The organism is Actinoplanes sp. URMC 104 (assembly GCF_051386375.1).
Taxonomy (GTDB): domain Bacteria; phylum Actinomycetota; class Actinomycetes; order Mycobacteriales; family Micromonosporaceae; genus Actinoplanes.
The window spans coordinates 906,275-933,185 of sequence record NZ_JBPQTO010000004.1 but is presented as its reverse complement, the minus strand read 5'-3'; the positions used below and the strand labels follow the sequence as shown (position 1 = coordinate 933,185).

The following is a 26,911-nucleotide window of genomic DNA, read 5'->3' as shown; positions in this document are numbered from 1 at the left end:
AGCCCCATGAGTAAGCAGGAGGTCGCACCGGCCCCGCAGACGGCCGACGCTGCCGCCTCGTCGAACGGCTTTCTGCTGGCGATCGTCACGCTCGTCTGGACCGGCGCCATGCTGTGGTCGGCCCGCGCCACCATCACCGGCCGCACCGACGCCGAGATGGAGGTGACCTCCACGGCCTACGCGCTGCCCGGCGCCATCTCGGCCGGCCTCGTCACCGGGTCCACAGTCGCGCTCGCGGTCCTGGCGCTGCTGAGCCGCCGCCGCGAGCTCGGCGCCGGCAGCCGCTTCCTGGTCGCCACCGGCAGCGGGCTGGTCGTCGGCCTGCTGGGCGCCCTGGTGATCGTCACGATCAACACCGAGGGCTGGGTGTACGCCGTGATGGGCGGCACGGTGGCCGCGGCCGCCACGATCGGCGGGGCGCTCGCGGGCTTCCGCGTGCCCCGGGTCGTGAACGCGGTCGGCTGGGCCTCGGTCGCCGTGTTCGTGGTCGGTTTCGTGCTCAACCTGTTCCAGGGCCCGCTGCTCGACGCGCTCAGCTCCGGCGACCCCGCCTCCCAGGCCAGTGCGTCACAGTGGTTCTCGTACGGCCAGGGGTTCCTCAGTGGCCTCGCCGCGGGCCTGGTGGCGTATTTCGTGCTGCGCCGCGACCGCCGCCGGACGAACGAGCTGGACGTGCCGTGGCCGCTCTACGCGCTCGCGGGCGCCGGGGCCGGTCTGCTGCTGGTCATCGCCGAGATCCTGACCCGTACGGCCGGCAGCCGGGTGCTCGACCTCGCCGGGCGGGTCAGCGAGCTCGAGCTGGCCGTCCAGCAGACGCTGAGCGGCGCGCGCCTCAACAGCGCCCTGATCATCCTGTTCGTGGGGGCGATCTCCGCAACGATCGCGGTCGGCCGCACGATCAGCCCCGCCCCCGACGACGAGGACGCGTAGCCCGCCGCTCAGACCAGCTCGTCGAGCTCGGTCACCGCGTACCACTCGAGCTCGTGGTCCTCGGCGCCGTCGACCGTGAACTGGGCGTCGGGATCGCCCGCGGCCGCCTCGTCGACCACCTCGGCGGCGGCCCCCACCGCCTCGGCCGCGTCGGCGCCGTCCACGTGGATCGCGGCAACCTCCTTGAGCGACACCGGCTGCGGCAGCCGGACGGTGCTCGAGCCGAGCTCCACGTCCTCGCGCACGAGCGCGGTGGACGGCACGTCGGCCGAGACCACCACCCGCCGGCGCGGGGCCTGCGGGTCGAGCCGCAGCAGGTGCAGCGCCCCCTGGGCGGCACGGGTGAAGGCGACGTACTCCAGCTCCTCCTCGTCGCCTTCCGCATACCACTCCCGCAGCGCGGGCGTCACGGCGTGCGCCTCCAGCGGCCCGGAGCCGAGCTGCCCGTCGGCGCGCAGGGCCGACAGCATCGGCACGGTGGCCGGCACGTAGACCCGGACCAGCTCGGTGATCGGCACATCTCCTCCAGCGGTTGAACCGTCCCCGTAGTACACCGCCACGGCGGCGCGGGGAAGGCCCATTCCACCAGTCGTGTCCTGATCGTGGCTCGCCGGGCTTCGCGCTCCCGCCACCCGAGGGTCCGGGCAACCGTCACAGGCGAACGGTGGCAAACTGAAGCATCCACGACGACGGCGGCGGGAGGTGACCATGGCGGAACCACGTTTCCTGCTGCTCTCCGACGTTGCCACCGAGCTCAACGTCTCGGAGTCGCAGGTCTACCACATGGTGCGCAGCGGCGAGCTGCCGGCCATCAAGATAGGCGGCCGCGGCCAGTGGCGCGTGGAGCGGGCGCGCCTGGAGAAGTACATCGAGGACAAGTACGCCGAGACGGCCGCGTGGGTGGCGCAGAACCCGCTCACGCCGCCGGATGCCGAGTGATTTGTCCGTCTTCTCGTCTGCGCCAGTTCGATCTCGTCTCGCGTTGACCCTGCCGTTCGGCGCTCGCCAGAATCGCTGTCGGAGGCAAACGTAGGCAAACGCAAGATCAGACCAGGGGTGGTGCTGCGATGCAGAGGACGCTGGAGGCAACGTCGGCCGGGCTGGGGCCCGCAATCAGCCTGCGCCCGGCGCCACGCTGCGAGCCACCCTTCGACGACGAGCTCGAGCCGGCCCTCTGGGCCACGGCCCATCAGCTGACGCTCGCCTGGCCCGCGCGCCCGCCTGCCGCCGCGCTGTCCTCGCAGGAGGTCGCCTTGTCGCGGCACGGTGGGCGGGCGGCGTTGGGCGGGGCGCCGCCGCACGGTACAGGGGCGCCGTTGCCGCGCGGTGCTGGAGCCTCGCCGGCTACGTCCGGCGCGTTGCCCGAGCGGGCGGGTCCTACTGGCGGCGGCGGGTCGATGCCGGGATACGACGGGCCGTACCGCTCCCCCGTCGCGGGCGCGTCGGCGGACGCCAAGCTGGCGGTGCGCCGCTTCGTGCGCACCTGCGTCGAGGTTCTCAACGGCCACCGCCCGGCGGCTCATCTGCGGCGCCTGGCTCGGCCCATGGAGGCCTCCGAGGTGGTCGCCCAGGGGATGGCGGCGGCCCACCGGGTGGCCGACCTGCGCAAGGCCTCACGGCGCCCCGGACGCCCCTCCGAGCGGGCCTCGCCCGTGGGCATCGTGCACGTCCGCCTGTGCGAGCCCCGCCCGGGCGCCGTGGAGGCCGCCGTGGCGCTCCTGACCGGCGAGCGCACGTGGGCGCTCGCGCTGCGCCTGGAGCTGCACCAGGACAGCTGGCGCGCCACCACGCTCCGGCTGATCTGACCCGAAGACCCCCGGGGCGCCTACCGACCACGCCCGGCAGCGGGCGTCCCGGGCCCCATCGCCGGGCGAGCGAGCCACGCCCGAAGGAAGAGGGCGACCAGGAGAGGAGGCCGCGTGGCGGCGCCGGTCGAGCCGGAGCCGGCCGCGGTAGTGCGGCGCTGCAGGTTCGAGCCGGGACCGGATGCGGCGCGGAGCGGAACAGGGGCTGAACGGCGACGGCCCGCCGCGGGGGTACCGCTGGCGGGCCGTCGGGGCGGGCGTTGTCAGGCTGCGCCGGGGGCGCCGTGGCAGCGCTTGTACTTCTTGCCGGAGCCGCAGTAGCAGGGGGCGTTGCGGGACGGGCCGTTGGAGGCCTCGGCCTGGCCCGACGACTGCGGGCGGCGGCCCGACGTGTGGGCGGGGCTGGGCGGCGGGACCACGGGGGCTCCGCCGGCGCCGATGCCGAGCGCGGGCGCCTGCTGCTGCTGGATCACCGGGGAACCCTCGCCGGCCTCACCGTCGATGGCGGGGGCGGTGTATTGCAGGTTCTGCGGGCGCCGGCTGCCGCCCAGGCCCTTGGCGCGGACCTCGACGCGGTCGGACTCGGTCTCGTTCGCGTCCTCGTCGAGCGTCGCCGTGGAGTCCACGACGCCGCCGGCCGGCAGCGGGACGGCCTTGCTGGGGTCGACGACCACCGAGGGCTGCTCCTCGACCTGGACCTCCAGGTTGAACAGGAACCCGACCGCCTCCTCCTTGATGCCCTCCATCATCTGGTTGAACATGTCGAAGCCCTCGCGCTGGTACTCGACCACCGGGTCGCGCTGGGCGTACGCCCGCAGGTTGATGCCCTCCTGCAGGTAGTCCATCTCGTAGAGGTGCTCGCGCCACTTGCGGTCGATGACGCTGAGCAGCACCTGGCGCTCCAGCTCGCGCAGCGCCTCGGGACCGAGCTCCTCCTCGCGCGTCTCGTACGCCGCGCGGGCGTCCTGGCGCAGCTGCTCGGCGAGGAACTCCTGGTCGATGCTCTGCCGCTCGCCACCGGACTCCTCGACGATGTCGTCGATCGTCACGCTGACCGGGTAGAGCCGGCGCAGGTTGGTCCAGAGCTGCTCGAGGTCCCAGTCCTCGGCGTAGCCGTCGGCGGTCGCGGCCGTGACGTAGTCCCGGATCACGTCGTCGATCATGTGCTCGACCTGGTCGTGCATGTCCTCGCCGTCGAGCACGCGCTTGCGCTCGGCGTAGATGACCTGGCGCTGCTTGTTGAGCACCTCGTCGTACTTGAGGACGTTCTTGCGGATCTCGGCGTTCTGACCCTCGATCTGGGTCTGGGCGCTGCGGATCTGCCGGGTCACCATCTTGGACTCGATCGGCACGTCCTCGGGGATGTTGAACCGGTCCATGACCGCCTCGACCGCGCTCGCGCGGAACCGCTTCATCAGGTCGTCCTGCAGCGACAGGTAGAACCGGGACTCGCCCGGGTCGCCCTGCCGGCCGGAGCGGCCGCGCAGCTGGTTGTCGATGCGGCGGGAGTCGTGCCGCTCGGTGCCGAGCACGTAGAGACCGCCGGCGGCCTGCACCTCGGCGGCCTCGGCCTCGCAGGCCTCCTTCCACACCGGCAGGACCTCTTCGAGCGCCTTCGCGTACTCCTCGGGGCTCTCGACCGGGTCGAGGCCGCGCTGGTGCAGCTCGTTGGCCGCGAGGAACTCGGGGTTTCCGCCGAGCAGGATGTCGGTGCCGCGGCCCGCCATGTTCGTCGCGACGGTGACCGCGCCCTTGCGGCCGGCCTGCGCGATGATCGTGGCCTCCTGGGCGTGGAACTTCGCGTTCAGCACGCTGTGCGGGATGCCGCGGCGGCGCAGCAGCGTCGAGAGGATCTCGGAGTTCTCGACCGAGACCGTGCCGACGAGCACGGGCTGGCCGGTGGCGTGCCGCTCGGCGATGTCCTCGATGACGGCGTTGAACTTCGCCTTCTCGGTCTTGTAGATCACGTCGGGGTGGTCGATGCGGATCATCGGCCGGTGCGTCGGGATGCTCACGACGCCCACCTTGTAGACCTTGTTGAACTCGCCGGCCTCGGTCTGCGCCGTACCGGTCATGCCGCCGAGCTTGTCGTAGAGGCGGAAGTAGTTCTGCAGCGTGATGGTCGCCAGGGTCTGGTTCTCCTGCTTGACCTCCACGCCCTCCTTGGCCTCGATGGCCTGGTGCATGCCCTCGTTGTAGCGGCGGCCGTGCAGGATGCGGCCGGTGAACTCGTCGACGATCAGGACCTCACCGTCGGGGCTGACGATGTAGTCCTTGTCCTTCTTGTAGAGCTCCTTGGCCTTGATGGCGTTGTTGAGGTAGCCCACCAGCGGCGTGTTCACCGACTCGTAGAGGTTGTCGATGCCGAGGCGGTCCTCGACGCGGGCGACGCCGCGCTCGGTGACCGCGACGGTGCGCTTGGCCTCGTCGACCTCGTAGTCGCCCTCGCCGTCCTTGCCGCGCTGCAGCCGGTTGACCAGCGCGGCGAACTCGCCGTACCACCGGGCGGAGTGCTCGGCCGGACCCGAGATGATCAGCGGGGTGCGGGCCTCGTCGATGAGGATCGAGTCGACCTCGTCGACGATCGCGAAGTTGTGGCCGCGCTGCACCAGCTCGTCCTTCGACCACGCCATGTTGTCGCGCAGGTAGTCGAAGCCGAACTCGTTGTTGGTGCCGTACGTGATGTCGCACAGGTACGCCGCGCGGTGCTCGGCGGCGGGCCGGTTGGGCAGGATCACGCCCACGGTCAGGCCGAGGAACACGTGCACCCGGCCGACCCACTCGGCGTCGCGCTGAGCCAGGTAGTCGTTCACCGTGATGATGTGCACGCCCTTGCCGCTCAACGCGTTGAGGTAGGCCGGGAACACGCCGGTCAGGGTCTTGCCCTCACCGGTCTTCATCTCCGGGATGTTGCCGAAGTGCAGCGCGGCGCCGCCCATGAGCTGCACGTCGTACGCCCGCTGGCCGAGCACCCGCTTGGCGCCCTCACGGGCCACCGCGAAGGCCTCCGGCAGCAGCGAGTCGAGCGATTCACCGTCGGCGTAGCGCTCCTTGAACTGCTGGGTGCACTCGCGCAACTCGTCATCGGTGAGGTCGACGTAGTCGTCCTCGATCGAATTGACCGCGTCCGCGATCGCCTTGAGCCGGCGCACCATGCGGCCTTCGCCGGCGCGTAGGACCTTTTCCAAAATCGACACGGGTCAGCGCTCCCCTAGACAGTCTGCCGAACCATGGTAGGCACCCTCGGGCCGAAGCTGTGACCCGAGCCTCCGGTTAACCGCACAAAACGTGCGAAACGTCGCATCAAGTTCGCTCTCAGCGCAGCTCTTCGGGCAGGATGAGCCCCGGAAAAGGAGAGCGCTTGACCATCGCACAGATCACCGGCACAGGGGTACGCCTCCGGGCGTTTCACGCGGACGACGCGGAAGCGCTCGCCGCCGGACTCAACGATCCACTGTCCCGCCGGTTCCTGCCGCCGGTGCCGTCACCGTTCACGGTCACCCACGCCGAGCGGTACATCGCCGAGCGGGTCGTGGCCACGTTCGCGGAGGGCGGCGCGCTCTACGCGATCGCCGACGCCGAGACCGACGAGCTGCTGGGCGGCATCGGCTTCGACAAGGTCGTGCCGGCGCGCCGGCAGGCCGAGACCACCTTCTGGGTGGGTCCGTGGGCGCGCGGCCGCGGGGTGGCGACCGCCGCGTTGCGGGCGTTGGGCGCGCACGCCCTCGGCCACGGCCTCGAGCGCCTCGAGCTGCTCACCCACTGGGACAACCCGATCGGCCAGCGGGTCGCGCTCGCCGCGGGCTTCCAGCGCGAGGGCGTACGGCGGGGGGCGCAGCCCGGCCCCGGCGAGCAGCGCGACGACCTGATCGTGCACGCGCGGCTCGCCGGCGACTCGGACGAGCCGGCCCCGCGGCTGCTGCCGGACCTGCCCGGCGGCGAGCTGACCGACAACGTCGTGCGGCTGCGCCCGCTGGGCCCCGGCGACGTGGACTTTCTCACCGAGCTGCTCAGCCTCCCCGAGGTGGTCGCCACGAGCGTGCCGCCGTTGCCGCCGACACGCGCGGACATCGAGCAGCGCTGCGGCCGGGCTGAGGCGCACTGGCTCGCCGGGACCCGCGCCGACCTGGTGATCGAGGACGCCGAGACCGGCGCGCCGGCCGGCGACATCGGGCTGTTCTACCAGGAGCCGGTGACGCAGCAGGCCATGATCGGCTACAGCATGCTCCCGGCGTACCGCGGAAGGGGTTTCGCCACCCGGGCGGCTCAGCTGCTGTCGCTGTGGGCCTTCGCCGAGACGGACGTGGCGCGCCTGATCGCCGGCACGATGCCATCGAACCTGGGCTCGCAGCGGGTGCTGGAGAAGGCGGGTTTCCACCGGGAGGCCTACCTGCGCGCCCGGCTGCCCGGCCCGGACGGGACACGGGTCGACGACGTGCAGTACCTCCTCCTCGCCGAGGACCTCCTGAACTGAAGGCCCTCGGCCGGGATGGGTGACTAGCCCGTGGTGTCCAGCGACAGGATGCCGTAGTCATAGCCGCGCCGGCGGTAGACGACGCTGGGACGGCCGCTGTCCTTGTCGAGGAACAGGTAGAAGTCGTGGCCGACGAGCTCCATCTGGAAGAGGGCGTCGTCGACGGTCATCGGGTCGGCGGGATGTTCCTTCTCGCGCACGATGCGCCACGGCTGGTCCTCGTCGTGTTCCGCGAGGGCGGTGGCGACCGATGACGTTTCCCCGGCCGCCTGGGCCAGGTCGAGGTCGGTGGGCAGGCCGGCGGTGGCCGCCGCCACCGAGAGGGGCGCGTGACGCCCGCGGTGGACCCGGCGCCGGTCCGCGGAACGCCGCAGCCGGCCGTCGAGCTTGGTGATGGCGCAGTCCAGGGCTGCGTAGAAGTCCTTGGCGCAGGCCTCGGCGCGAATGACCGGGCCCCTCGTCATGACAGTGATCTCGACTCGCTGGCACTTGTCCGACTGGCGCGGATTGCGCTCGTGGAACAGCTCGACGTCCGCCCGGATCAGCTTCTGGTCGTAGCGTTCGACCTTGCTCAGCTTGTCGGCGACGTGTTCCCGATAGTGATCGGGAACCTCTACGTTGCGGCCCTTGACGACAATGTCCACTCGTGACCTCCCCCAACGTGTTCTGGTCGTGCAGGCGCCCTCAACAGGGGGCCGGGGGCGCCGAACTACACGCGGTGCTGTCGGTGCTGTATTCGGCGACGTCGTGGTCAGCCTCTCGGCCGACTCACCGGACGTGACCGATCACGGATGAGACGACTCCTTTCCGGTGCGCGTTCGCGGAACGCTGCGCCTGGAGGCAGGACGGGTAGGAGGCGAACCTCATACCCTCGTCACCAAGACGCTAACGTGCCGATGCTCCCGCGTCACCCCTCGTTAGGGATACCGGATCCCCTGCATTGCGCCCTATCTGCACCCCTGGGCGGGAATCCGGCGCAGCGGAAGGGGGAACCTCGCCTCAACCGGGTGGCGGACAGCACCGCAGCGCCTGCGACCTGCATCTTCGCCTCCTCGAGCCGGCCCGTCGCCGCGGCCAGGGTGGCCCCGGTCGTGACGATGTCGTCGACTATCACCAGCGTGCCTTTCCGCGGCGCGGCGCGCCGCGGAACGCCGATTCGGGGCCCGCGAATTCGCAGCGAACTGTCAGCTGCGGCACGGCGTCCGGCCACGCTCAGTGACGTGGAGTCGGGACGCGGTAACGCTTCGAGCTGACGGCTGACGCGGGCGTCCCAGCCGGCCTCGCGCAGCCGCCGGACGGTGTGCCCGGCCAGCCGCGCCATGTGGTCGCCGTGCCTCTCCCGGACCGCGGCGGCGGTCGACGGCACGGGCACGAGCGTCACCGGTGTGCCCCGCGGCGCGAGCGTGGCCACCGCCGACGCCAGCAGCGCGCCGAGCGGCCTCGCGAGCCGGTGCCGCCCCCTCTCCTTGTAGGCGAGCAGCACACCGCGCAGGGCGCCCTCGTACGGTCCCACCGCCACGCAGACCGGCAGACCGGGCGGCGGCGGTTCGGGCGCCGTACGGAAAGGTCTGAGCGCCTCGAGACGGGCGGCGCAGGCCGCGCAGGCGCCGTACCGCAGGGGCACCCGCTCGGCGTCGCACCCGGCGCACGCAACCGGCAGCACCAGGTCGGCGAGATCACCCAGCAGGCCGGCCACGCGCTCGTCCGGCTCAGCCCAGGAAGAACGGGTTGGTCGGGTTCAAGCCGGCCCGTGGCGGCGCCGTCAGACCTGCGATGTGCCCGGGCGTGATGGAGACGGGGCCGCTCTGCACGTCGAAGGCCTTGTTGCCGGCCACGTACGCCTCGACGGCGTAGCGCTCGCCGTTCACCGGGTTCATCGGGTACGCCGCCAGGTACGTCACCGGCTCGGCGCCGATGTCGTCGAGGCGCGGCGTGGAGACCGCCCCGTCGGCGGTCATGTCGAACACCGTGTAGCGGCCGTTGGGCCGCACGCCCGCGATCACCAGCTGGGTCTCGCTGATCCAGGCCACCGCCGCCACGGCCTTGACCGTCGGCGGCAGCACCCGCTGGGGCGCGCTGAGCACGATGTCGTCGCCGCTGGTGTCGAGCACCGCACGGTAGAGCCGGCCGCCGCTGACCACCGCGACCTGCCGCCCGTCGGGCGCCACGGCGAGCGCGGTGACCGCGCCCGGCCCGCCCTGCCAGTCGACCGCCTCGGCCCGCGACCCTGCGGCGTCGAAGCTGTAGATCCGCCCGTTCGACGTGATCAGCCCGATCGCCCGGTCGGCCTCGTCACCGGGCGGCACCTGCGCCCACACCGGCATGCCGAGCGGGCCGGGCAGACCGCCCACCTGGACGAGGTCGGCCTCTTCCCCGAGCGGCGCCTGGGCCACCCGCAGCTGCCGTGCGCCGGCCGGACCGGTCACGACGGCGGCGTACGCCCGGGTCGGGGACGCGCTGATCGCGGCGGACGCGATGCTCTTGTTCGCCGCCATCTTGAGGACCGGCACCGGATCGGTCTCGTGCGGCGTCTCCTTGAGGCGCCGGATCGCCCCGTCGAAGAGGGCGAACCGTTCCGGCACGTCGGCGACCCGGTACGCCGGGTTGCTGTCGAGGTACTCGCCATCGGTGACGCGCACCGGATCGTTGTGGCCGACCGCGATGGTGATGGTGCGCGGGACGGGCCGCATCGACCACTGCAGCTGCCTGCGCAGCCGGTCGAGCGCCCCCGCGTCGGCGCCCGGCGGCAGGGCCTTCTCGTTGAGCCGGATCTCGAGGGTGTCGTTGGTGATCGCGGGCACGTTGTCGGCGGCCTGGGTGCCCTGGGGCAGCGTGTTGACGGCGTCGGCGAGCCACGACGCGGGCTGACCGGTGAGCCAGCCCAGGATGGTCGTCGGCTGCTGCACGGTGGGCACGGTGCGCGGCATGTAGCGCAGGTCGGGGACGAGGCCGGTGTTGTCCTTGTTCCACCAGTAGATCGTGCGGCGCCCGTAGAACGCCTCGAGCGTGACGTCGGCCATCAGCATCTTGGTCGGCGCGTTGAGCACGTACAACCCGTCGTGACCCTCCACCGGGCCGATGCGCAGCGTGTACCGCTGCGGGCCGGACGTGGCGTCGGCGGGCTCCAGCACGCCGTTGCTCTTGAGCGTGCCGACGACCTGCCCGATGTAGGTGATCTCGGGATCGCTCGGCGAGTAGAGCGGGTCCTCGGTCGGGCGGAAGACCTCGATGTCGGACTGCGCCGGGAACCTGGCCGCCATCTCCGGCGCGAGGAACGCCTTGACCCGGTTGACGGACGTGTCGGGATCGCCGGCCGCGGCCTTGAGGTAGTTGTCGGCGAACGTCTTGAGGTCGTCGGTGTCCTCCCGGGAGTTCTGCACCGGGGTCTCGCCGCCGTAGTCGACCGACACGCCGGCCGCCGGTCCGTCGCCGACAACCGTCACGTCGCTCTCGTCGGGGATGCCGCAGCCGCCGGCCAGCAGCGTGGCCAGCACCGCCGCGGCGCAGAGCAGGCGTCTCATGTCAGACCACCTCGGCCTTCGGCTCGGCGGTTTCGCCGGACGCGGGCGACAGCACCGGCTCCCGGTCGCGCGGGATCAGCGGCAACGGCGCCGCCAGCAGCCGGTCGCCCGAGCGCACCGGCAGCGTGAGCCGGAACTGGGCGCCCTCCCCCGGCGCGCCCCAGGCCTCGAGCCAGCCGCCGTGCAGGCGCGCGTCCTCGGCGCTGATCGACAGGCCCAGGCCCGTGCCGCCGGTCTGCCGGGCGCGCGACGGGTCGGCCCGCCAGAACCGGTTGAAGACCAGCCGCTCCTCGCCCGGCTTGAGGCCGATGCCGTGGTCGCGGACGGTGACCGCCACGGCCGCGTCGTCGCTGGCGAGCGTGATCTGCACCGGCCGGGCCTCGCCGTGCTCGACCGCGTTGCCGACCAGGTTGCGCAGCACGCGCTCGACCCGGCGCGGGTCGATCTCGGCGATCACCGGCGTGTCGGGCAGCCGCAGCTCGATCGTCACGCCCACCCGCTCGGCGAGCCCGGACAGCCGGTCGGCGACCCGCTCGACGATCGGCACCAGGTCGGTGTGCTCGGCGTCGAGCGCGGCGAAGCCGGCGTCGAAGCGGCTGATCTCGAGCAGGTCGGTGAGCAGGCTCTCGAACCGGTCGAGCTCGGCCTGCAGCAGCTCGGCGCTGCGCGCGACCGCAGGGTCGAACTCGTCGCGCTCGGCGAAGATCAGGTCGGCCGCCATGCGTACGGTCGTCAACGGGGTCCGCAGCTCGTGCGAGACGTCGGAGGTGAACCGGCGCTGCAGCCGCGACAGCTCCTCGAGCCGGACGATCTGACGCTGCAGGTTCGCCGCCATCTGGTTGAACGACGCGGCGAGCAGGGCCAGGTCGTCCTCGCCGTCGACCTTCATGCGCTGGTCGAGCAGGCCGGCGCTGAGCCGTTGCGCCGTGCGCGCCGCGACCCGCACCGGGGTGACGACCAGCCGGGTCACCAGGCCCGCGATCACGCCCAGCATGATGACCAGCGCGAGCCCGGTGGCCAGCACCGTCGCGCGGATCTGGGCGGCGGCGCTGTCCTCGGTGGTCAGCGGCACGAGGTAGTAGAGCTCGACGTGGCCGAAGCTGGTCGGCACGGGCGAGCCGGTGGCCAGGTATTTGGTGGTGTGCCCGTTGACGCGGGCGGTGACGATCTGCCGGGCCACCTTGCCGTCGTCGGACACCCGCCGGATCAGCTCGGGGGTGACCAGCTGCTCGGTGTCGACGTTGTTGGGCAGGTTGACCGGCAGCAGGTCGGCGTACTGCCCGGCGCGCATCGACAGGACCGAGCCGCCGGACTCGGCGGGGTCGCCGTCGGCCAGCTGGCTGACGATCGTGGTGAACGTGGTGGGCAGCCGGGGGTCGCGTGCCGTCGGGTGGACGCTGAGCTGCTGTTCCGCGTACGCCACCTTGTTGCGCATCGAGATCTGGACCTCGTCCTGCGTCCGGCTCAGCAGGATGTTGGCGCTGCGCTCCGCGATGAACCAGCCGAACGCGCCCACCAGCAGGCTCGACGCCACCAGCGTGAGGGCGACGACGCGCAGCTGCAGCGAACGCCGCCACGCGCGCCGGGCCGGGGACGACCAGACCGCGAACCGGCGCACCAGGACGCGCCAGTAGCGCCGCACCACCCGCAGGATGCGGCGAACCGGAAGCGGGAGCCAGGCCGGAGCGCGCACGCGGCAAGGTTAGCCGCTCGGGGCTCCTACGCGGTGCCGGCCTTGTAGCCGACTCCCCGTACGGTCAAAATGATCTCCGGCCGCTCCGGGTCCGGCTCGATCTTGGCGCGCAGCCGCTGCACGTGGACGTTGACCAGCCGGGTGTCGGCCGCGTGCCGGTATCCCCACACCTGCTCGAGCAGCACCTCGCGGGTGAACACCTGGCGCGGCTTGCGGGCCAGCGCCACCAGCAGGTCGAACTCGAGCGGGGTCAGCTTCACCTCGTCGCCGTCGCGCGACACCGTGTGCGCGGGCACGTCGATGGTGATCTGGTTGCCCGGCGGCCCGATGGTGAGCATCTCGGGAGCAGCGTCCTCCCCGCGGCGCAGCCGGGCTCGCATGCGCGCCACCAGCTCCTTGGGCTTGAACGGCTTGACCACGTAGTCGTCGGCGCCCGACTCCAGACCCAGCACCACGTCGACGGTGTCGCTCTTGGCGGTCAGCATCACGATCGGGATACCGGACTCGGCACGGATCGCGCGGGCCACGTCGATCCCGCTCATGCCGGGCAGCATCAGGTCGAGCAGGACGATGTCGGGCCGGTTCTCGCGGAAGGCGGCCAGGGCGCGTTCGCCGTCGGCGACGAACGAGGGCAGGAATCCCTCACTCCGCAGGACGATGCCGAGCATCTCGGCCAGCGCTGGATCGTCATCGACGACGAGTACCCGGGCTCTCATGCGGTCCAATATTGCACTGTCCTCCCGCACCCCATGTACCCCGGGGCCGATCTTGCGTAGATCGAGGCCCCGCGACACGCAAGCGGGCGGCCCCACGACGGGGGCCGCCCGGCAGGCTGTCCGCGCGGATCAGGCGCTGGGCCGGTCGAACTCCCCGGCCCGGACACCGGCGATGAAGCCGGCCCAGTCGGCGTCGCCGAAGGCGAGCACCGGACCGGTGACGTCCTTCGAGTCGCGCACCAGCACGCTCGACGGAACGGTCGCAACCTCGACGCAGTGGCCGGCGGCTCCGCTGCGAGTGCTCTTACGCCAGGTGAGGGTGGCGTCCTGCATCGTGGGTTCCCTTCGGTGAAGTAAGAGTGCGTGTCCATTGGAACTCACGAAGCGGTCGAGTAGCGGAGCGCTTCCTCCCTCTCAGCGATAACCGTTCGGCTCATCTCTGCGGAAAGAGCGCGTTCCCGCAGGTCAGACAGGGCGTCGCGGTAGACGTCGACATCGGCGGGCTTCACCCGGAAGAGACCACCCGTCAGGCCCTCGATGTGGACGACGGCGGCGCGCGTGCCCGGAGCGAACTCGAGCACCATGAACGGCTCCGTCATCCCGGCGTGCGCGCCGGCGCTGAACGGCAGCACGAGCAGCTCGACGCCGGGCCGGCTGCTGGCCTCGACGAGCCGGGCCAGCTGGCGGCGCAGCACACCCGGGCCGCCCACCTGCCGGTGCAGCACCGCCTCGTCCACCACGATCCGCAGCGTCGGCGGCGGCTCCCGGGTCAGCACGGCCTGCCGGGCCATCCGCAGCGCGAGCCGGCGCTGGATCGTCTCGGCCGCGCCCACGTCGGCGCCGACCTCGATCACGGCACGGGCGTACTCGTCGGTCTGCAGCAGCCCCGGCACCACCTGCGACTCCCACTCGCTGATGAGCACGGCTTCGGCCTCGAGCGCGACGTACTCGTCGTAGGGGTCGGGCACCGACGACCGGTACGGCGTCCACCACGCCCGCGCGCGGCCCCGGCGGGCGAGGTCGCGCAGGCGGTCACGGTCTTCCACCCGTACGCCGTAGGCCGTCAGCAGCCGGTCGAGGTCGGGCTCCGTGATGCCGGTGTGGGCGGTCTCGATGCGGCTGAGCTTGGACTCCGACCAGCCGAGCGCCGTCGCCACGTCGGCCGCCCGGCGGTCACCGCGGAGCCGGCGCAGCTCGTTGCCGAGCTCGCGCCGAGCCGTCGACGTTGCCCTCGCCATGCGCAACACCATAACGGCACGGTGGTCGCTGTCTGCAACTTGCATCCCACGCTATGCACTTGCAAGCAGGTCAGGGGCCATGAAGTAATGGAGGGGAACGACGGGTCCGAAGGTGGCGGCAAACACCTGCGGCCCGAAGGAGAGGCCCCGTTCGGCGGGCGGACGGGGTCCTCGCCATCTTCGGCGTGCCCCCGGCCCGGCGGCGGACGCCGCGGTTGTCCGGCTTGCCATTCACTCGGTCGGGCCCACGGCGGTTGTCCCTGGCGCCGGCGACTGCGACCCGCCGGTGGATCACTGTCGTCGCGTTCGATGGCAGACGGTCCGGACGGCGACGAGTCGAGGGCCTCGAACGGCCGCTGCCGGTCCGGCGACTGGCTGCCGGTCCAGGCGACTGGCTGCCGGCCCGGGCGACTGGCTGCCAGCCCGGGCGACTGGCTGCCAGCCCGGGCGACTGGCTGCCGATCCAGGCGACTGACTGCCGGCCCAAGCGACTGGCTGTCGGCCCATGCGGCCGGGCGCGAGCTTCGGGCGGCCGGCCACTTCGGGCAACGACGGCGGGTTGCGCGCGGCCGGTGGGCTCTGAACGGCCGACGGTGCGGCGGTGAGCCCTGCATAGCGAACGGGACGGCAGGCCTGAGCCCGCCGCCCCGTTCATCCCCCCGGTTTGGTACCGCGCGCGTCCGTGGGACCCCCCGATCACCAATGACGCTGCGTGGTTATAGATTCACACTCCGCACAGACCGTGTCAAGCAGATCCGGAAATTTCCTGTTTTGACTGCCTCTTAGGGCAACCCAGAGTGGGCGCCGACGACCTCGATCAGCTAACCAAACCGCTTCAAGGGCGGCGTTGCGGGGCCGAGCCGACCGTCGGCATCACCAGGCGCCGCTCCTGCGACAGCACGTGGAGTTCAGCGGCCGCCGCCGCCCCCGCGACAGCGGACTAGAGAACGACGGGGCACGGCGCGCGGCGGCACCGCAGCGAGCAGGAATCGCAGGAAGCGGGCACCGCAGGGAGCGGCAACGGCGCACAGAAGAACGGTGGGCGCGGCACGATGGCGGCGGCCACAGCGAGCAGGCAACCGGCGCGCATAGCGCGCGGCGGGCACAGCGCGCAAAGACAGCGGCGGGCGCGGCACGATGGCGGCGCGCGCAGCGCACGGCAGGTGACAGGCACCGCGGGCGGCGCGCGGGAGGACGGCGCCGCGGCGCGGGTGGGCGGGTCAGGAAGGGACGGCTGCCACGAAGGCCTGGCCGGTGCCGGCGACCTTGATGAGGCCCGCGTCGGCGGGGGCGTAGGCGGCGGCGCCGGGGGTGAGCTCGACGGGGGTGCCGTCGACGCTCTCGCCGACGAAGATGTCGCCCGCCGTGGCCAGGATGATGCGCGGGCCGGTGGCGGGGACCTCGGTGGGCGGGCGGGTGCCGTCGAGGTCCACGCGGTACAGGACGAAGTCGGGGATCGGCACCGACCAGGTCGTGACGCCGGGGGCCGCCTCGGCGCCGGGCAGGATCGGGTCGTCGAGGACCTCGAAGCGCAGGACGTTCAGGAGTTCGTCGACGTCGACGCGCTTGGGGGTGAGGCCGCCGCGCAGGACGTTGTCGCTGGCGGCCATCAGCTCGACGCCGGCGCCGCGCAGGTAGGCGTGCAGGTTGCCGGCGGGCATCCAGATCGCCTCGCCGGGGGCCAGCCGCACGTGGTTGAGCAGCAGCGCGACCAGCACGCCGGGGTCGCCGGGATAGTGGGCGGCCAGGTGGGACGCCAGGGCCAACGACGGCGCCTGGGGGTGGTCGGCGGGGGCGGCGCCGGCGGCGGCCACGACCGCGGCGATCAGGCCGTTGCGGTCCTCGGCGGGCCAGGTCAGCAGCGTGTGGACGGCCTTGCGCAGGTCGCCGGAGCGCAGCGCCTCGACCACGGGCGCCAGGCCGGGCACGCCGAAGGCCTCGAGGGCGTCGGCGGCCGCGGCGGGCGAGCGGAAGCCGCACAGCGCCTCGAACGGGGTGACCGCGACGAGCATCTCGGGCTTGTGGTGCGCGTCGGTGTAGTTCTTCGGCAGGCTGGGGTCGGCCTCCTGCCGGGCGTACGCCTGCTCGGCGTACTCGGAGTCGGGATGGGCCTGCAGCGACAGTGGCGCCTCGGCCGCGAGCACCTTGAGCAGGAACGGCAGCCGCGGGCCGAACGCCTCGACCACCTCGGCGCCGAGCTGGCCCTTCGGGTCGTCGGCGATGAGCGTCTCGAGGCTGACGGGGCCGCCGGGCGCCTGCACGGTGGCCGGGTCGCCGGGGTGGGCGCCCAGCCACAGCTCGGCCTCCGGCTCGTCGGTCGGCGCGGGCCGGCCCTGCAGTTCGGCGATGATGGTGCGGGAACCCCAGGCGTACGGGCGGACGGCCCCGGTCAGCGGAAACACGCTCATGACGGAAAAAGTAGCCCTTATCCGGTTGGCTGGTGGACGGGAGCGAGGATCAGGCGGTGGGCGACGGCGCCGAGGACACCGCGGTGGCGTCCGTGGCGGGAGCGGCCGCGCCCGGGCGGTAGATGTCGGGCTCGATGTAGATGATGCGGGCGATCGGCACGGCCTCGCGGATGCGCTCCTCGGTCTCGTCGATGTGCCGGGCCAGCTCCTCGGCCCGCTCGGCGCGCGGCACGGCGATCTTCACGGCGACGAGCAGCTCCTCGGGGCCGAGGTGCAGCGTCTTCATGTGGATGATCCGCTCGACGCCCTCGCCGGCCAGCACGGCCTGCTCGATCTTGCGGGTGGCCTCGGGGTTGGCGCCCTCGCCGATCAGCAGGCTCTTGGTCTCGATCGCCAGGATCGCGGCGATGGCCACCAGCAGCAGGCCGATCATGGCGGTGCCGATGCCGTCCCAGACGCCGTTGCCGGTGATCAGGGTCATCGCCACGCCGAACAGCGCGAACACGAGGCCGAGCAGCGCGCCGGAGTCCTCGAGCAGCACGACCGGGAGCTCGGGCGCCTTGGCCCGGCGCACGTAGTCGACCCACGAGGTGTTGCCCCGGGTGCGGTTCGACTCCCGGATCGCGGTGATGAACGAGTACGTCTCGAGGCCGATCGCGACCACGAGCACGACGATCGGCACCCACTGCCAGCTCTCGATCGGGTGCGGCTCGCTGATCTTGTGCCACGCCTCGTAGAGCGCGAACAGCCCGCCGAGGGTGAACAGCACGATCGAGACGATGAACGCGTAGATGTAGCGCTCCCGGCCGAAGCCGAACGGGTGCTCGGGGGTCGCCTGGCGGCGCGACCGCTTGCCGCCGACCAGCAGCAGCAGCTGGTTGCCCGAGTCGGCCACCGAGTGGATCGACTCGGCCAGCATCGACGACGAGCTCGTCAGCAACCAGGCGACGAACTTCGTGGCCGCAATACCGAGGTTCGCGGTCAGGGCCGCGAGGATTGCCTTGGTACCGCCTTCTGCGCTCATGCTGTGGCTCCGCTGTGCTCGAGGTGACGTCGAGTTACTGCATTCCCTCGGGCAAAGGGTTTGAAAGCTCCTTCATCTCGCTGATCGCGGGCACGGCCATCGGGTCGAGCCCGTGGGCGAGCGCCAGATAGAGCGAGGCGAAGTCGGGTACCGAGGTGAGCGAGGCGAGCCGTTCCAGAGCGGAGCCGCCCTCGGCGGTGAGCACGTCGCAGCGCACCCCGCGCCGCTCGGCCAGCGTCTGCACGGCGTCGGCGCGGCGCTCCTCGACGGCGACCGGCTCGTCCGCGTCCTCCTCGGGGTTGAGCCCGCCGTCGCGGAACAGCACCAGCCGCAGGCGGGTCGCGCTCGACTCGTCGTCGTCGTCGCCCGGGTCGGCGAAGATGTCGCGCGACGACTCCGCCAAGCCGCCGAAGACGCCGTCGAGCAGGCCCACCCGGCCCCGGCCGGCCTCGCCCAGCGCGCCGGCCATCACGGGATAGCGCGCGTTCGCCGCCAGGGTCTCGGCGAAGCGCCGGGCGGCCACGGTGGCCAGCGGCGAGGAGCCCCAGACGATCGGGATCGAGCCGGCCAGGCCGAGCGCGAGCGCCTTGGCCGGGTTGACGAACGAGTCGGCGCCGGGACGGCAGCGCTCCGCGTCGGCGTCGAGCCGGGTCGCGGTCTCGGCCAGGTCGGCCTCGTTGACCTTGACCAGGCCGATCGCCCGGGCGGCCAGCAGCACCGGGACGGCGAGGCCCCACAGGCTGGCGCGGGCGGGCGCGCGGCGCGGTACCGGGATGAACGGCGCGCGGGCGCGGGCGGCCACCGCCTCGAGCTCGGAGTCGGGGTTGCCGACCGCGACCAGGCGGGCGCCGCGGCGGGCGGCGGCCTCGGCGGCGGCCAGGGCCTCGGGGCTGCGGCCCGAGGCGGACACGGCGATGACCACGTCGGCGGCGCCGACCCAGCCGGGCACGCCGGCGCTGCGGTGGCCGATGATCGGCACCGGGCAGCGCGGGCCCGCCACGGTCGACAGGATGCTGCCGGTCAGCCCGGCCGTGCCGATGCCGGCGACGACGACCGCGCGCGGGCGGCCCTCGTCGGCGAGCACGCTCAGGTCGGTCTCCGCGGCGAGCGCGGCCGCCTCGCGCACCTGGGCCCCGGCCGACGCCGTGGCGCGCAGCATGCCGCCCGGGTCGTTGGCGAGCATCGACTGCTCGTCGTCCAGCAGCGACTCGTCGGCGTGCCGATGACCGTGCACGCCGGCGGCGCCCTCCAGCGGACCCGCCATCAGGCCGCACCGCCCGGCGTGCGGGCCTCGTCGAGCAGCAGCACCGGGATGTCGGCGCGGATCTCGAAGACACGCCCGCACTCGGTGCAGGTGAGGGTCTGCGCGTCGGCGTCGTGGGTGAGCGGCGCGTGATGCGTGTCCGGACAGGCCAGTATGTCCAACAGCTGCGGATCGAGGGCCACCGAACGGCTCCTTACATGACGGCGAAGGCTGGGCTCCACGATCCTAACTGCGGACGATGGCGAGCACTTCGTCCCGCAGCGACGCCATGCGGTCGGGCTTGGGCGCCTCGACGTTGAGCCGCAGCAGGGGCTCGGTGTTGGAGGCCCGCAGGTTGAACCAGGCGCCGTCGGGCAGCGACACGGTGAGGCCGTCGAGCTCGTCGAAGGTCGCGCCGGCGAAGTGCGCCCGGACCTCGGCCGTCTTGGCGGCGGCGTCCTCGACCGTCGAGTTGATCTCGCCGGAGGCGGCGTAGCGCTCGTACTCGGCGGCAAACTCGGACAGCGGCAGGTCCTGCCCGCCGAGCGCGGCGAGCACGTGCATCGCGGCAAGCATGCCGGTGTCGGCGAACCAGAAGTCGCGGAAGTAGTAGTGCGCCGAGTGCTCGCCGCCGAAGACCGCGTTGGTGCGGGCCATCTCGGCCTTGATGAACGAGTGGCCGACCCGGCTGCGCACCGGCGTGCCGCCGTTCTCCTGGATGATCTCGGGCACGGCGGCCGAGGTGATCAGGTTGTGGATCACCGTGCTGCCGGGGAACTTGGCCAGCTCGCGCTTGGCCACCAGCGCGGTGACCGCGGACGGCGAGACCGGGTCGCCGTTCTCGTCGATGATGAAGCAGCGGTCGGCGTCGCCGTCGAACGCGACGCCGATGTCGGCGCCCTGCTCGCGGATCGCCTGCTGCAGGTCGACCAGGTTGGCCGGGTCCAGCGGGTTGGCCTCGTGGTTGGGGAACGAGCCGTCGAGCTCGAAGTAGAGCGGGACGATCTCGAGCGGCAGCGCGGGCAGCACCTGGTCGCCGAGGACGGCGGGCACGGTGAACCCGCCCATGCCGTTGCCGGCGTCCACGATGACCTTGAGGGGGCGGATGCCGGACAGGTCGACCAGCGAGCGCAGGTGCTCCGCGTACGAGGTGAGCAGATCGCGGGTCTCCACCCGCGACGGTCCGTCGGCCGCGCCGTTCAGGTCGTCGAGCAGGGCCTCGGCGCGCTGCCGCACGACCGCGAGGCCGCTGTCCTGGCCGACCGGCTTGGCGCCCGCGCGGCACAGCTTGATGCCGTTGTACTGCGCGGGGTTGTGGCTCGCGGTGAACATCGCGCCGGGCAGGCCGAGCGAGCCGGACGCGTAGTAGAGCTCGTCGGTGGAGGCCAGGCCGATGTTGACGACCGCGGCGCCGGCGGCGTTGGCGCCCCGGGCGAACGCGGCGGCCAGGCCGGGGCCCGACTCGCGCATGTCGTGGGCGATGACGATCCGGTCGGCGTCGTCGCCGCTCTCGCGCAGCATCTCGACGAACGCCGTGCCCAGGGCCCGGGCGATCGCCTCGTCGAACTGGTCCGGCACGATGCCCCGGACGTCGTACGCCTTGACGATCTTGGACAGATCAGACACTGCTCCCCCTCGGACCACTTTTTGTTGCGGCCGAGAGTAGCGGAGGCACGGCTACGACAAGGTGGCAACGAGGCAGCGTCACTGTTACGTGATGAGATCACTGCCGGCACCCCGGATCGATCAGCGCTTGTCGGCGGCCGTGATCGGCGTCACGATGGGTGGATCTGGAGGTGCTCCTTGGCGAATCCGTGGCTCGCCCTCGACGCCGGCGCCGATCCCGTCGAGCGCATACGGCAGGTCGGGCGCGCCCACGAGCAGTTCGTGGCGGGCGCCGCGCCGACCACCCCCGCCATCCGGTCGGTCGTGGCGGAGTCCTGGCAGCGCTCGGCCGTCGCGCTGCCCGGCCCTGACGCGACCGCCCCGATCGAGCTCAGCGACGACGACCTGGAGTCCTACCGGGCGGCGCACCCGCTGGCCCGGGTGCTGCCGATCTTCCGTGACCTGCTGGGCGGCCTCGCCGACGACGGCGAGCACCTGATGGCGGTCTGCGACGCGTACGGCAGGCTCCTCTGGGTCGAGGGGACGGCCAAGGTGCTGCGCGGGGCGGAGCAGATGAACTTCGTGCCCGGCGCCCGCTGGGACGAGGCGCACGCGGGCACGAACGCGCCCGGCACGGCGCTCGCCGTCGACCACCCGTTGCAGATCTTCGCGACCGAGCACTTCAGCCGCCCGGTGCAGCGCTGGACGTGCGCGGCCGCGCCGATCCACGATCCCGCCACCGGGCGGCTGCTCGGCGCGATCGACGTGACCGGCGGCGACCACCTGGCCAACCCGCACAGCCTCGCGCTCGTGCGGGCCACCGCGCTCGCCGCGGAGGCGTACCTGCGCGGCCATCTCACCACGACGGCGACCGCGGGCTCGGTGACCGCGCTGGGCCGCAACGAGGCGCTGCTCAGCGTCGGCGGCCGGCGGTGGCGTCTGGGCCGGCGGCACTCCGAGCTGCTCGTGCTGCTGCTCGCGCACCCCGAGGGGCGCACCGGCGAGGAGCTGGGGGCGGGGCTCTACGGCGACGACGCGAGCCCGGTGACCGTACGGGCGGAGCTGTCGCGGCTGCGGCGCACGCTGGGACCGGAGCTGATGGAGTCGCGGCCCTATCGGCTGCGCGCCGAGCTGGAGGCCGACTTCCGCACGGTCACGCGCCTGGTCGAGCGCGGCCGGATCGCCGACGCCCTCCAGGCGTACGCGGGACCGCTCCTGCCCCTGTCCGACGCCCCCGCGGTGGTGCGCCTGCGCCGCCTCGTGGACGACCGGCTGCGCGCCGCGCTGCTCGCCGCCCGCGATCGTGACCTGCTGCACCGGTGGCTGCGCTCCCCCTGGGGCGCCGACGATCTCGAGCTCTGGGAGGCGTACGCACGCCTCACCCCCGCCGATCCCCTGGCGCGCACACGCATCAACGAGCTGAGCATCGAGTTCGGACTGCGCCCGCAGGTGTCGGGGGCTCCGAAAATGGCGAGGCGAAGCTGAGGCCGTTTTCGGCGCCCCCGACACCGGCCTCGAGGGGCGCAGTCCTCGCGAGCCGGAGGCGACGCCGGTTGGCCCAGTCTTGCAACGTCTGTGCAACGTGCGCGTAACTAACGTCGGCCGTACCCAAGAGGTACGGAGGCTGCCATGACCGTGTATTCCCCGCCCGGATCCGACGGGTCGATCGTCAGCTACGAGTCCCGCTACGACCACTTCATCGGCGGCGAGTACGTGCCGCCCGCGAAGGGGCAGTACTTCGCCAACCCCAGCCCCGTGACCGGCCAGGACTTCTGCGAGGTGGCCCGCGGCACCGCCGAGGACGTCGAGAAGGCGCTGGACGCCGCGCACGGCGCCGCCGACGCGTGGGGCCGCACGTCGGCCGCCGAGCGCGCCAACATCCTCAACAAGATCGCCGACCGCATGGAGCAGAACCTCGAGCAGCTCGCGGTCGCCGAGTGCTGGGAGAACGGCAAGCCGGTGCGCGAGACGCTCGCCGCCGACATCCCGCTGGCCATCGACCACTTCCGCTACTTCGCCGGCGCGATCCGCGCCCAGGAGGGCACCGCGGGCGAGCTCGACGACGACACCGTCGCGTACCACTTCCACGAGCCGCTCGGCGTGGTCGCCCAGATCATCCCGTGGAACTTCCCGATCCTGATGGCGGTGTGGAAGCTGGCGCCCGCGCTGGCCGCCGGCAACGCGGTCGTGCTCAAGCCGGCCGAGCAGACCCCGGCGTCGATCCACTACTGGATGTCGCTGGTGGCCGACCTGATCCCGCCGGGCGTCGTCAACATCGTCAACGGGTTCGGCGTCGAGGCCGGCAAGCCGCTCGCCTCGTCGAACCGGGTCGCCAAGGTCGCCTTCACCGGCGAGACCACGACCGGCCGCCTGATCATGCAGTACGCGTCGGAGAACCTCATCCCGGTCACGCTCGAGCTGGGCGGCAAGAGCCCCAACATCTTCTTCGAGGACGTGAGCCGGCTCGACGACGACTTCTACGACAAGTCGCTCGAGGGCTTCTCGATGTTCGCGCTCAACCAGGGCGAGGTCTGCACCTGCCCGTCGCGCGCGCTCATCCAGCAGAGCATCTACAACGACTTCCTGGCCGCGGGCGTGAAGCGGGTCGAGAACCTCAAGCAGGGCAACCCGCTGGACACCGACACCCAGGTCGGCGCGCAGGCCTCCAACGACCAGCTCGAGAAGATCCTCTCGTATCTGGACATCGGCCGGCAGGAGGGCGCCAAGGTGCTCACCGGCGGCGCCCGGGCCGAGCTCTCCGGCGACCTGGCCGGCGGCTACTACGTGCAGCCGACGATCTTCGAGGGCAGCAACAGCATGCGGATCTTCCAGGAGGAGATCTTCGGGCCGGTCGTGTCGGTGACCTCGTTCGCCGACTACGCGGACGCCATCAAGATCGCCAACGACACCCTGTACGGGCTGGGCGCCGGGGTGTGGACGCGGGACATCAACACCGCGTACCGGGCCGGTCGGGCGATCAAGGCGGGCCGGGTCTGGACGAACTCGTACCACCTCTACCCGGCGCACGCCGCGTTCGGTGGCTACAAGAACTCGGGCATCGGCCGCGAGAACCACAAGATGATGCTCGACCACTACCAGCAGACCAAGAACCTGCTCGTCAGCTACAGCCCCAAGGCGATGGGCTTCTTCTAGGCCATGGGAGCCACCAGGGTCGACGTGACCCCCGCGGCTGCCGACCTGATGCGGCAGCTGCGGGGACAGCACGGTCCGCTGATGTTCCACCAGTCCGGCGGGTGCTGCGACGGCAGCTCCCCCATGTGCTACCTCGAGGGCGAGTTCCGCACCGGCCAGTCCGACGTGCTGCTCGAGTCGCTGCGGGTCGACGGGGTCGACGAGCCGATCACGTTCTGGATGTCGGCCTCGCAGTTCGAGCTGTGGAAGCACACCCACCTGACGGTGGACGTGGTCCCCGGGCGCGGCTCCGGCTTCTCGCTGGAGGCCCCCGAGGGCGTACGGTTCCTCATCCGATCGCGTCTGCTCACCGAGGAGGAGCTGGCCGAGCTCGCCTGATTTCCTCCCCTGTCTCCTTTGAGAAGAGTCACGAACTGATCCGCTGACCGCCGCCGTCCCGTATCAATGGGGGACGGCGGCGGTTCGCTGCTGCCGTGACCGAGCACCCGACCACCGAGGACATCCGTGCGAGCCCCCCGCCGACCCCGCCCAGCCGAGCTCCTGGAGGCGCTGAACGCCCTGGACCGCCACGCCGCCGCCCTGCTCCGCAGGGTGCTGGCGCGAGCACGCTGGGCCCACGTCTCCCCCGACCGTGCCGCATCGATCCGCGCGCGGGCCGGCCGCGCCCTGCGGGCGGCATCGTCAGCAGCGGGACGGTCCCGGGAGGCGGTGTTGCGGTTGTCGCGCGTCAGGAAAGCGGTTCTGCTCGGCGTGGTGATGCTGGTCGTCAGCCTGGCCGGGCGTGCGGCCGCGGACTCGGTGCCGGGCGGCACCGGCCGGTTGGCCGCGCGACAGGCAACCCCGCCATCGGCGGCGTCCGCACCGGCGGCGGCGCCGACCGGCAAGCCCGCCAAGCCGGCCAGGCCCGCGAAGCCCGCCACCCGGTCCCCGTCCGCTCCGACGGGGCATCCGTCCGCCCGCAAGGTCAGCAACCCGCGCGTCGGCGGCCCGGCCGGCAGCCTCACGCTGACCGGCGGCCGCGGGGTGGCCCTGACCTTCGACGACGGTCCCGACCCGGCCGAGACGCCCAAACTGCTGCGCCTGCTCGCCAAGCACCACGTCAAGGCCACCTTCTGCCTGGTCGGCAGCAACGCGCGGCGGCACCCCGAGCTGGTGCGGCAGATCGTCGCGGGCGGCCACACGCTCTGCAACCACACCTGGAACCACAGCCTCAAGATCGGCAAGGCCCCGGCGGCGAAGATCCGCGCCGACCTGGAGCGCACCAACGCGGCGATCCGGCGCGCCACGCCCGGCGCGAAGATCAAGTATTTCCGCGCGCCGGGCGGCAACTTCACGCCCCGGCTGGTCGCGGTCGCCGAGCAGATGGACATGACGTCGATCTACTGGCGGGTCGACCCCCGCGACTGGGACCACCCCGAGGGCGAGAGCGACGCGGCGCACCGCGACCGCGTGATCTCGCGCATCGAGCGGCACTGCCGGCCGGGCGCGATCGTGCTGTCGCACGACTACGCGCAGCCGGACACCATCGCGGCGTACCGCCGCCTGCTCCCCTGGCTCAAGAAGCGCTACACCCTCGTCGCGCTGCCGTAGGGCTCAGTGGGACGGCGGGATGACCCGCAGGTGGCCGCGGCGGCCGGTCTGGTGACCCGGCAGGCGCTCCTCGTCGTCGGCGCGCGGGGGTGGCGCCGTCGGGCGGGCGGCCTCCCGCACGGCGTCGGCCAGCGCGACCAGGTCGTCGGTGGTGGGCGGCGGCGGGGCGAAGTCGCCGTCGTGCCGGACCAGTTCCCAGCCTCGCGGGGCGGTGAGGCTGCGGGCGTGCGGCTCACACAGGTCGTACGTGTGGGGTTCGGCGAAGGCAGCCAGGGGGCCGACGACCGCCGTGGAGTCGCTGTAGACGTAGGTCAGCGTGGCGACCGCCTGTCGGGGACAGCCGTTCCGGGAGCAACGCCGTGGTGACCTCACGGCGGCACGTTATCGCCCCGGCGGCCCGCGCGGGGGCGGAAGGCCCGCGACACGCCGACCCACGATGCATCACGATTCGGTCATGGCCGCCCGACACGCGGCACCCGATGGGGCGAATTACCGGCGTAAGCCCCCGTTGGGACGAATCCACCACGCCGCACCAGGTATGGCTCCGGGTCACACCGTCGGAGGACTAGAGTTGCCGCGTGACCACCAGTCCCGAACGCCGCCGCTCCGACCCGTCGAGGCTGGCGCGCAAGGCCGGCCCGGGCCATCCCGCCCGCCGCGACCGCCACGGCCGGGGACTGCGCGGCCGGTTGGTGCCGGCCACCGTTCCCCTGGCGCGCACCAAGGCGGAGATCTTCGACGACCTGGTGCTCGACACGGTCGAGACGCTCGAGCGCCGCTACGCCAAGGAGCTGGCGGGCGTCGAGTTCGCGGTCGAGGACGTGCCGCCCGAGCTCAACGTCTACGACTCCGACGTGCTCGAGGACGGCGAGGTGCCGCTGGCCCGGCTGCTGCCCGGGCGCCCCGGCCGGCAGGAGCTCCCCCCACGGATCGTGCTCTACCGGCGGCCGCTGGAATTCCGGGCGATGGACCGCGAGGACCTCGCCGACCTCGTCCACGATGTGATCATCGAGCAGGTCGCCAACCTGCTCGGGGTGGATCCCGACGAACTGTCCTGAGTCCTACGCGACGCGCCGCTTGAGCTTGCGGCGCTCGCGCTCGGACAGTCCACCCCAGATGCCGAAGCGCTCGTCGTGACCCAGCGCGTACTCCAGGCACTCGGCCTTGACCTCGCAGCGGCCGCAGATCCTCTTCGCCTCCCGGGTGGACCCCCCCTTTTCCGGGAAGAAAGCCTCCGGGTCCGTCTGCGAACACAGCGCCCGTTCCTGCCACTCGGGCGCGTCCCCGAGCAGGTCGACCCCTTCAACCTGCGCTTCCATCGGCGTGCCTCCCAATTTCCGCGCCGGCAGCAATGCCGGCGCTGACCCCCCACGCACGCAGCGTGTTTTTTGCGAGTCGAAGTCGGATATTCCTGCCGCCTCAGCTCGCAACCCCACCGAAATTACACGCGTGTAAGACGTGCGTCGTCAAGCCGAACCTGATAAATAGGCCCGTTTCCCCGGCGCGCCTCC

Annotated in this window: 24 protein-coding genes and 2 pseudogenes; 9 read left to right on the top strand and 17 right to left on the bottom strand. The window is 72.2% G+C overall.

Annotated features, from left to right (window positions below; translation table 11 throughout):
- Nucleotides 1-6: 6 nt before the first annotated feature.
- Nucleotides 7-930, top strand: coding sequence for a hypothetical protein (locus ACSNN8_RS18170; RefSeq protein ID WP_436650388.1), 924 nt, complete (start codon nucleotides 7-9; stop codon nucleotides 928-930).
- Between the two features lie 8 nt (nucleotides 931-938).
- On the opposite strand, the gene ACSNN8_RS18165 is transcribed toward ACSNN8_RS18170, so the two are convergent.
- Entirely contained in the window at nucleotides 939-1,400 is a 462-nt protein-coding gene (locus ACSNN8_RS18165) for a DUF6912 family protein (RefSeq protein ID WP_436650754.1), read from the bottom strand.
- A 238-nt stretch (nucleotides 1,401-1,638) separates the two neighbouring features.
- Here ACSNN8_RS18165 and ACSNN8_RS18160 point away from each other — a divergent pair, with 238 nt between their 5' ends.
- Both ACSNN8_RS18160 and ACSNN8_RS18155 read left to right on the top strand, forming a co-directional pair.
- Entirely contained in the window at nucleotides 1,639-1,869 is a 231-nt protein-coding gene (locus tag ACSNN8_RS18160; RefSeq protein ID WP_436650387.1) for a helix-turn-helix domain-containing protein, read from the top strand.
- Nucleotides 1,870-1,997: 128 nt separating this feature from the next.
- On the top strand, nucleotides 1,998-2,735 hold the full coding sequence (locus ACSNN8_RS18155; protein ID WP_436650386.1) for an Rv3235 family protein: 738 nt from the start codon (nucleotides 1,998-2,000) through the stop codon (nucleotides 2,733-2,735).
- 263 nt (nucleotides 2,736-2,998) lie between these two features.
- On the opposite strand, the pseudogene ACSNN8_RS18150 reads toward ACSNN8_RS18155, so the two are convergent.
- Nucleotides 2,999-3,307: pseudogene (locus ACSNN8_RS18150) on the bottom strand (SEC-C metal-binding domain-containing protein); the annotation flags it as partial.
- 104 nt (nucleotides 3,308-3,411) lie between these two features.
- A pseudogene (secA, locus tag ACSNN8_RS18145) lies at nucleotides 3,412-5,932 on the bottom strand (preprotein translocase subunit SecA); the annotation flags it as partial.
- 164 nt (nucleotides 5,933-6,096) lie between these two features.
- Here secA and ACSNN8_RS18140 point away from each other — a divergent pair.
- Nucleotides 6,097-7,209 carry a GNAT family N-acetyltransferase gene (locus ACSNN8_RS18140; protein WP_436650385.1) on the top strand — a complete coding sequence of 371 codons (1,113 nt, stop codon included), beginning with the start codon at nucleotides 6,097-6,099 and terminating at the stop codon, nucleotides 7,207-7,209.
- A 23-nt stretch (nucleotides 7,210-7,232) separates the two neighbouring features.
- Here ACSNN8_RS18140 and hpf read toward each other — a convergent pair whose 3' ends face one another.
- The 12 genes from hpf to ACSNN8_RS18080 all read right to left on the bottom strand — a co-directional run bounded on the left by hpf (nucleotide 7,233) and on the right by ACSNN8_RS18080 (nucleotide 20,678).
- Nucleotides 7,233-7,853 carry a ribosome hibernation-promoting factor, HPF/YfiA family gene (hpf, locus tag ACSNN8_RS18135; RefSeq protein ID WP_436650384.1) on the bottom strand — a complete coding sequence of 207 codons (621 nt, stop codon included), beginning with the start codon at nucleotides 7,851-7,853 and terminating at the stop codon, nucleotides 7,233-7,235.
- 263 nt (nucleotides 7,854-8,116) lie between these two features.
- Nucleotides 8,117-8,905 carry a ComF family protein gene (locus ACSNN8_RS18130; RefSeq protein WP_436650383.1) on the bottom strand — a complete coding sequence of 263 codons (789 nt, stop codon included), beginning with the start codon at nucleotides 8,903-8,905 and terminating at the stop codon, nucleotides 8,117-8,119.
- 13 nt (nucleotides 8,906-8,918) lie between these two features.
- Nucleotides 8,919-10,730, bottom strand: coding sequence for an LpqB family beta-propeller domain-containing protein (locus ACSNN8_RS18125; protein WP_436650382.1), 1,812 nt, complete (start codon nucleotides 10,728-10,730; stop codon nucleotides 8,919-8,921).
- A gap of 1 nt (nucleotide 10,731) precedes the next feature.
- Nucleotides 10,732-12,423: an MtrAB system histidine kinase MtrB gene (gene mtrB / locus ACSNN8_RS18120; RefSeq protein WP_436650381.1), complete on the bottom strand. Its 1,692-nt coding sequence runs from the start codon at nucleotides 12,421-12,423 to the stop codon at nucleotides 10,732-10,734.
- A 26-nt stretch (nucleotides 12,424-12,449) separates the two neighbouring features.
- On the bottom strand, nucleotides 12,450-13,139 hold the full coding sequence (gene mtrA / locus ACSNN8_RS18115) for an MtrAB system response regulator MtrA (RefSeq protein ID WP_436650380.1): 690 nt from the start codon (nucleotides 13,137-13,139) through the stop codon (nucleotides 12,450-12,452).
- A gap of 129 nt (nucleotides 13,140-13,268) precedes the next feature.
- Nucleotides 13,269-13,472 (bottom strand): DUF397 domain-containing protein, encoded by a 204-nt coding sequence (locus ACSNN8_RS18110; protein WP_436650379.1) that lies wholly within the window; start codon nucleotides 13,470-13,472, stop codon nucleotides 13,269-13,271.
- Nucleotides 13,473-13,516: 44 nt separating this feature from the next.
- Nucleotides 13,517-14,377 (bottom strand): helix-turn-helix domain-containing protein, encoded by an 861-nt coding sequence (locus tag ACSNN8_RS18105; RefSeq protein WP_436650378.1) that lies wholly within the window; start codon nucleotides 14,375-14,377, stop codon nucleotides 13,517-13,519.
- Between the two features lie 1,220 nt (nucleotides 14,378-15,597).
- A complete protein-coding gene (gene manA / locus ACSNN8_RS18100) occupies nucleotides 15,598-16,785 on the bottom strand; it encodes a mannose-6-phosphate isomerase, class I (protein WP_436650377.1) in 1,188 nt (395 codons plus the stop codon).
- 49 nt (nucleotides 16,786-16,834) lie between these two features.
- A complete protein-coding gene (locus tag ACSNN8_RS18095) occupies nucleotides 16,835-17,809 on the bottom strand; it encodes a cation diffusion facilitator family transporter (protein ID WP_436650376.1) in 975 nt (324 codons plus the stop codon).
- Between the two features lie 34 nt (nucleotides 17,810-17,843).
- Nucleotides 17,844-19,073, bottom strand: coding sequence for an SIS domain-containing protein (locus ACSNN8_RS18090; protein ID WP_436650375.1), 1,230 nt, complete (start codon nucleotides 19,071-19,073; stop codon nucleotides 17,844-17,846).
- Entirely contained in the window at nucleotides 19,073-19,255 is a 183-nt protein-coding gene (locus tag ACSNN8_RS18085; protein WP_436650374.1) for a Trm112 family protein, read from the bottom strand. Before ACSNN8_RS18085 ends, ACSNN8_RS18090 begins: the two co-directional genes overlap by 1 nt.
- Before the next feature lie 43 nt (nucleotides 19,256-19,298).
- Nucleotides 19,299-20,678, bottom strand: a complete 1,380-nt coding sequence (locus ACSNN8_RS18080) for a phosphomannomutase/phosphoglucomutase (RefSeq protein ID WP_436650373.1) — start codon at nucleotides 20,676-20,678, stop codon at nucleotides 19,299-19,301.
- A 177-nt stretch (nucleotides 20,679-20,855) separates the two neighbouring features.
- On the opposite strand from ACSNN8_RS18080, the gene ACSNN8_RS18075 reads away from it, so the two are divergent.
- The 4 genes from ACSNN8_RS18075 (at nucleotide 20,856) to ACSNN8_RS18060 (ending at nucleotide 25,400) form a co-directional block, all read left to right on the top strand.
- A complete protein-coding gene (locus ACSNN8_RS18075) occupies nucleotides 20,856-22,142 on the top strand; it encodes a GAF domain-containing protein (protein WP_436650372.1) in 1,287 nt (428 codons plus the stop codon).
- 144 nt (nucleotides 22,143-22,286) lie between these two features.
- Complete coding sequence (gene adh / locus ACSNN8_RS18070; protein WP_436650371.1) at nucleotides 22,287-23,810, top strand: aldehyde dehydrogenase; 1,524 nt, start codon at nucleotides 22,287-22,289, stop codon at nucleotides 23,808-23,810.
- Between the two features lie 3 nt (nucleotides 23,811-23,813).
- Nucleotides 23,814-24,188 (top strand): DUF779 domain-containing protein, encoded by a 375-nt coding sequence (locus ACSNN8_RS18065; RefSeq protein ID WP_436650370.1) that lies wholly within the window; start codon nucleotides 23,814-23,816, stop codon nucleotides 24,186-24,188.
- A 330-nt stretch (nucleotides 24,189-24,518) separates the two neighbouring features.
- A complete protein-coding gene (locus ACSNN8_RS18060) occupies nucleotides 24,519-25,400 on the top strand; it encodes a polysaccharide deacetylase family protein (protein ID WP_436650753.1) in 882 nt (293 codons plus the stop codon).
- Between the two features lie 3 nt (nucleotides 25,401-25,403).
- On the opposite strand, the gene ACSNN8_RS18055 is transcribed toward ACSNN8_RS18060, so the two are convergent.
- Complete coding sequence (locus ACSNN8_RS18055) at nucleotides 25,404-25,772, bottom strand: DUF3499 domain-containing protein (protein ID WP_436650369.1); 369 nt, start codon at nucleotides 25,770-25,772, stop codon at nucleotides 25,404-25,406.
- Between the two features lie 248 nt (nucleotides 25,773-26,020).
- Between ACSNN8_RS18055 and ACSNN8_RS18050 the strand changes: the two genes are divergently transcribed.
- Nucleotides 26,021-26,458 (top strand): metallopeptidase family protein, encoded by a 438-nt coding sequence (locus ACSNN8_RS18050; protein ID WP_436650752.1) that lies wholly within the window; start codon nucleotides 26,021-26,023, stop codon nucleotides 26,456-26,458.
- A gap of 3 nt (nucleotides 26,459-26,461) precedes the next feature.
- Here the strand turns inward: ACSNN8_RS18050 and ACSNN8_RS18045 are convergent, their stop codons facing one another.
- Entirely contained in the window at nucleotides 26,462-26,719 is a 258-nt protein-coding gene (locus ACSNN8_RS18045; protein WP_014688021.1) for a WhiB family transcriptional regulator, read from the bottom strand.
- Nucleotides 26,720-26,911 lie beyond the last annotated feature (192 nt).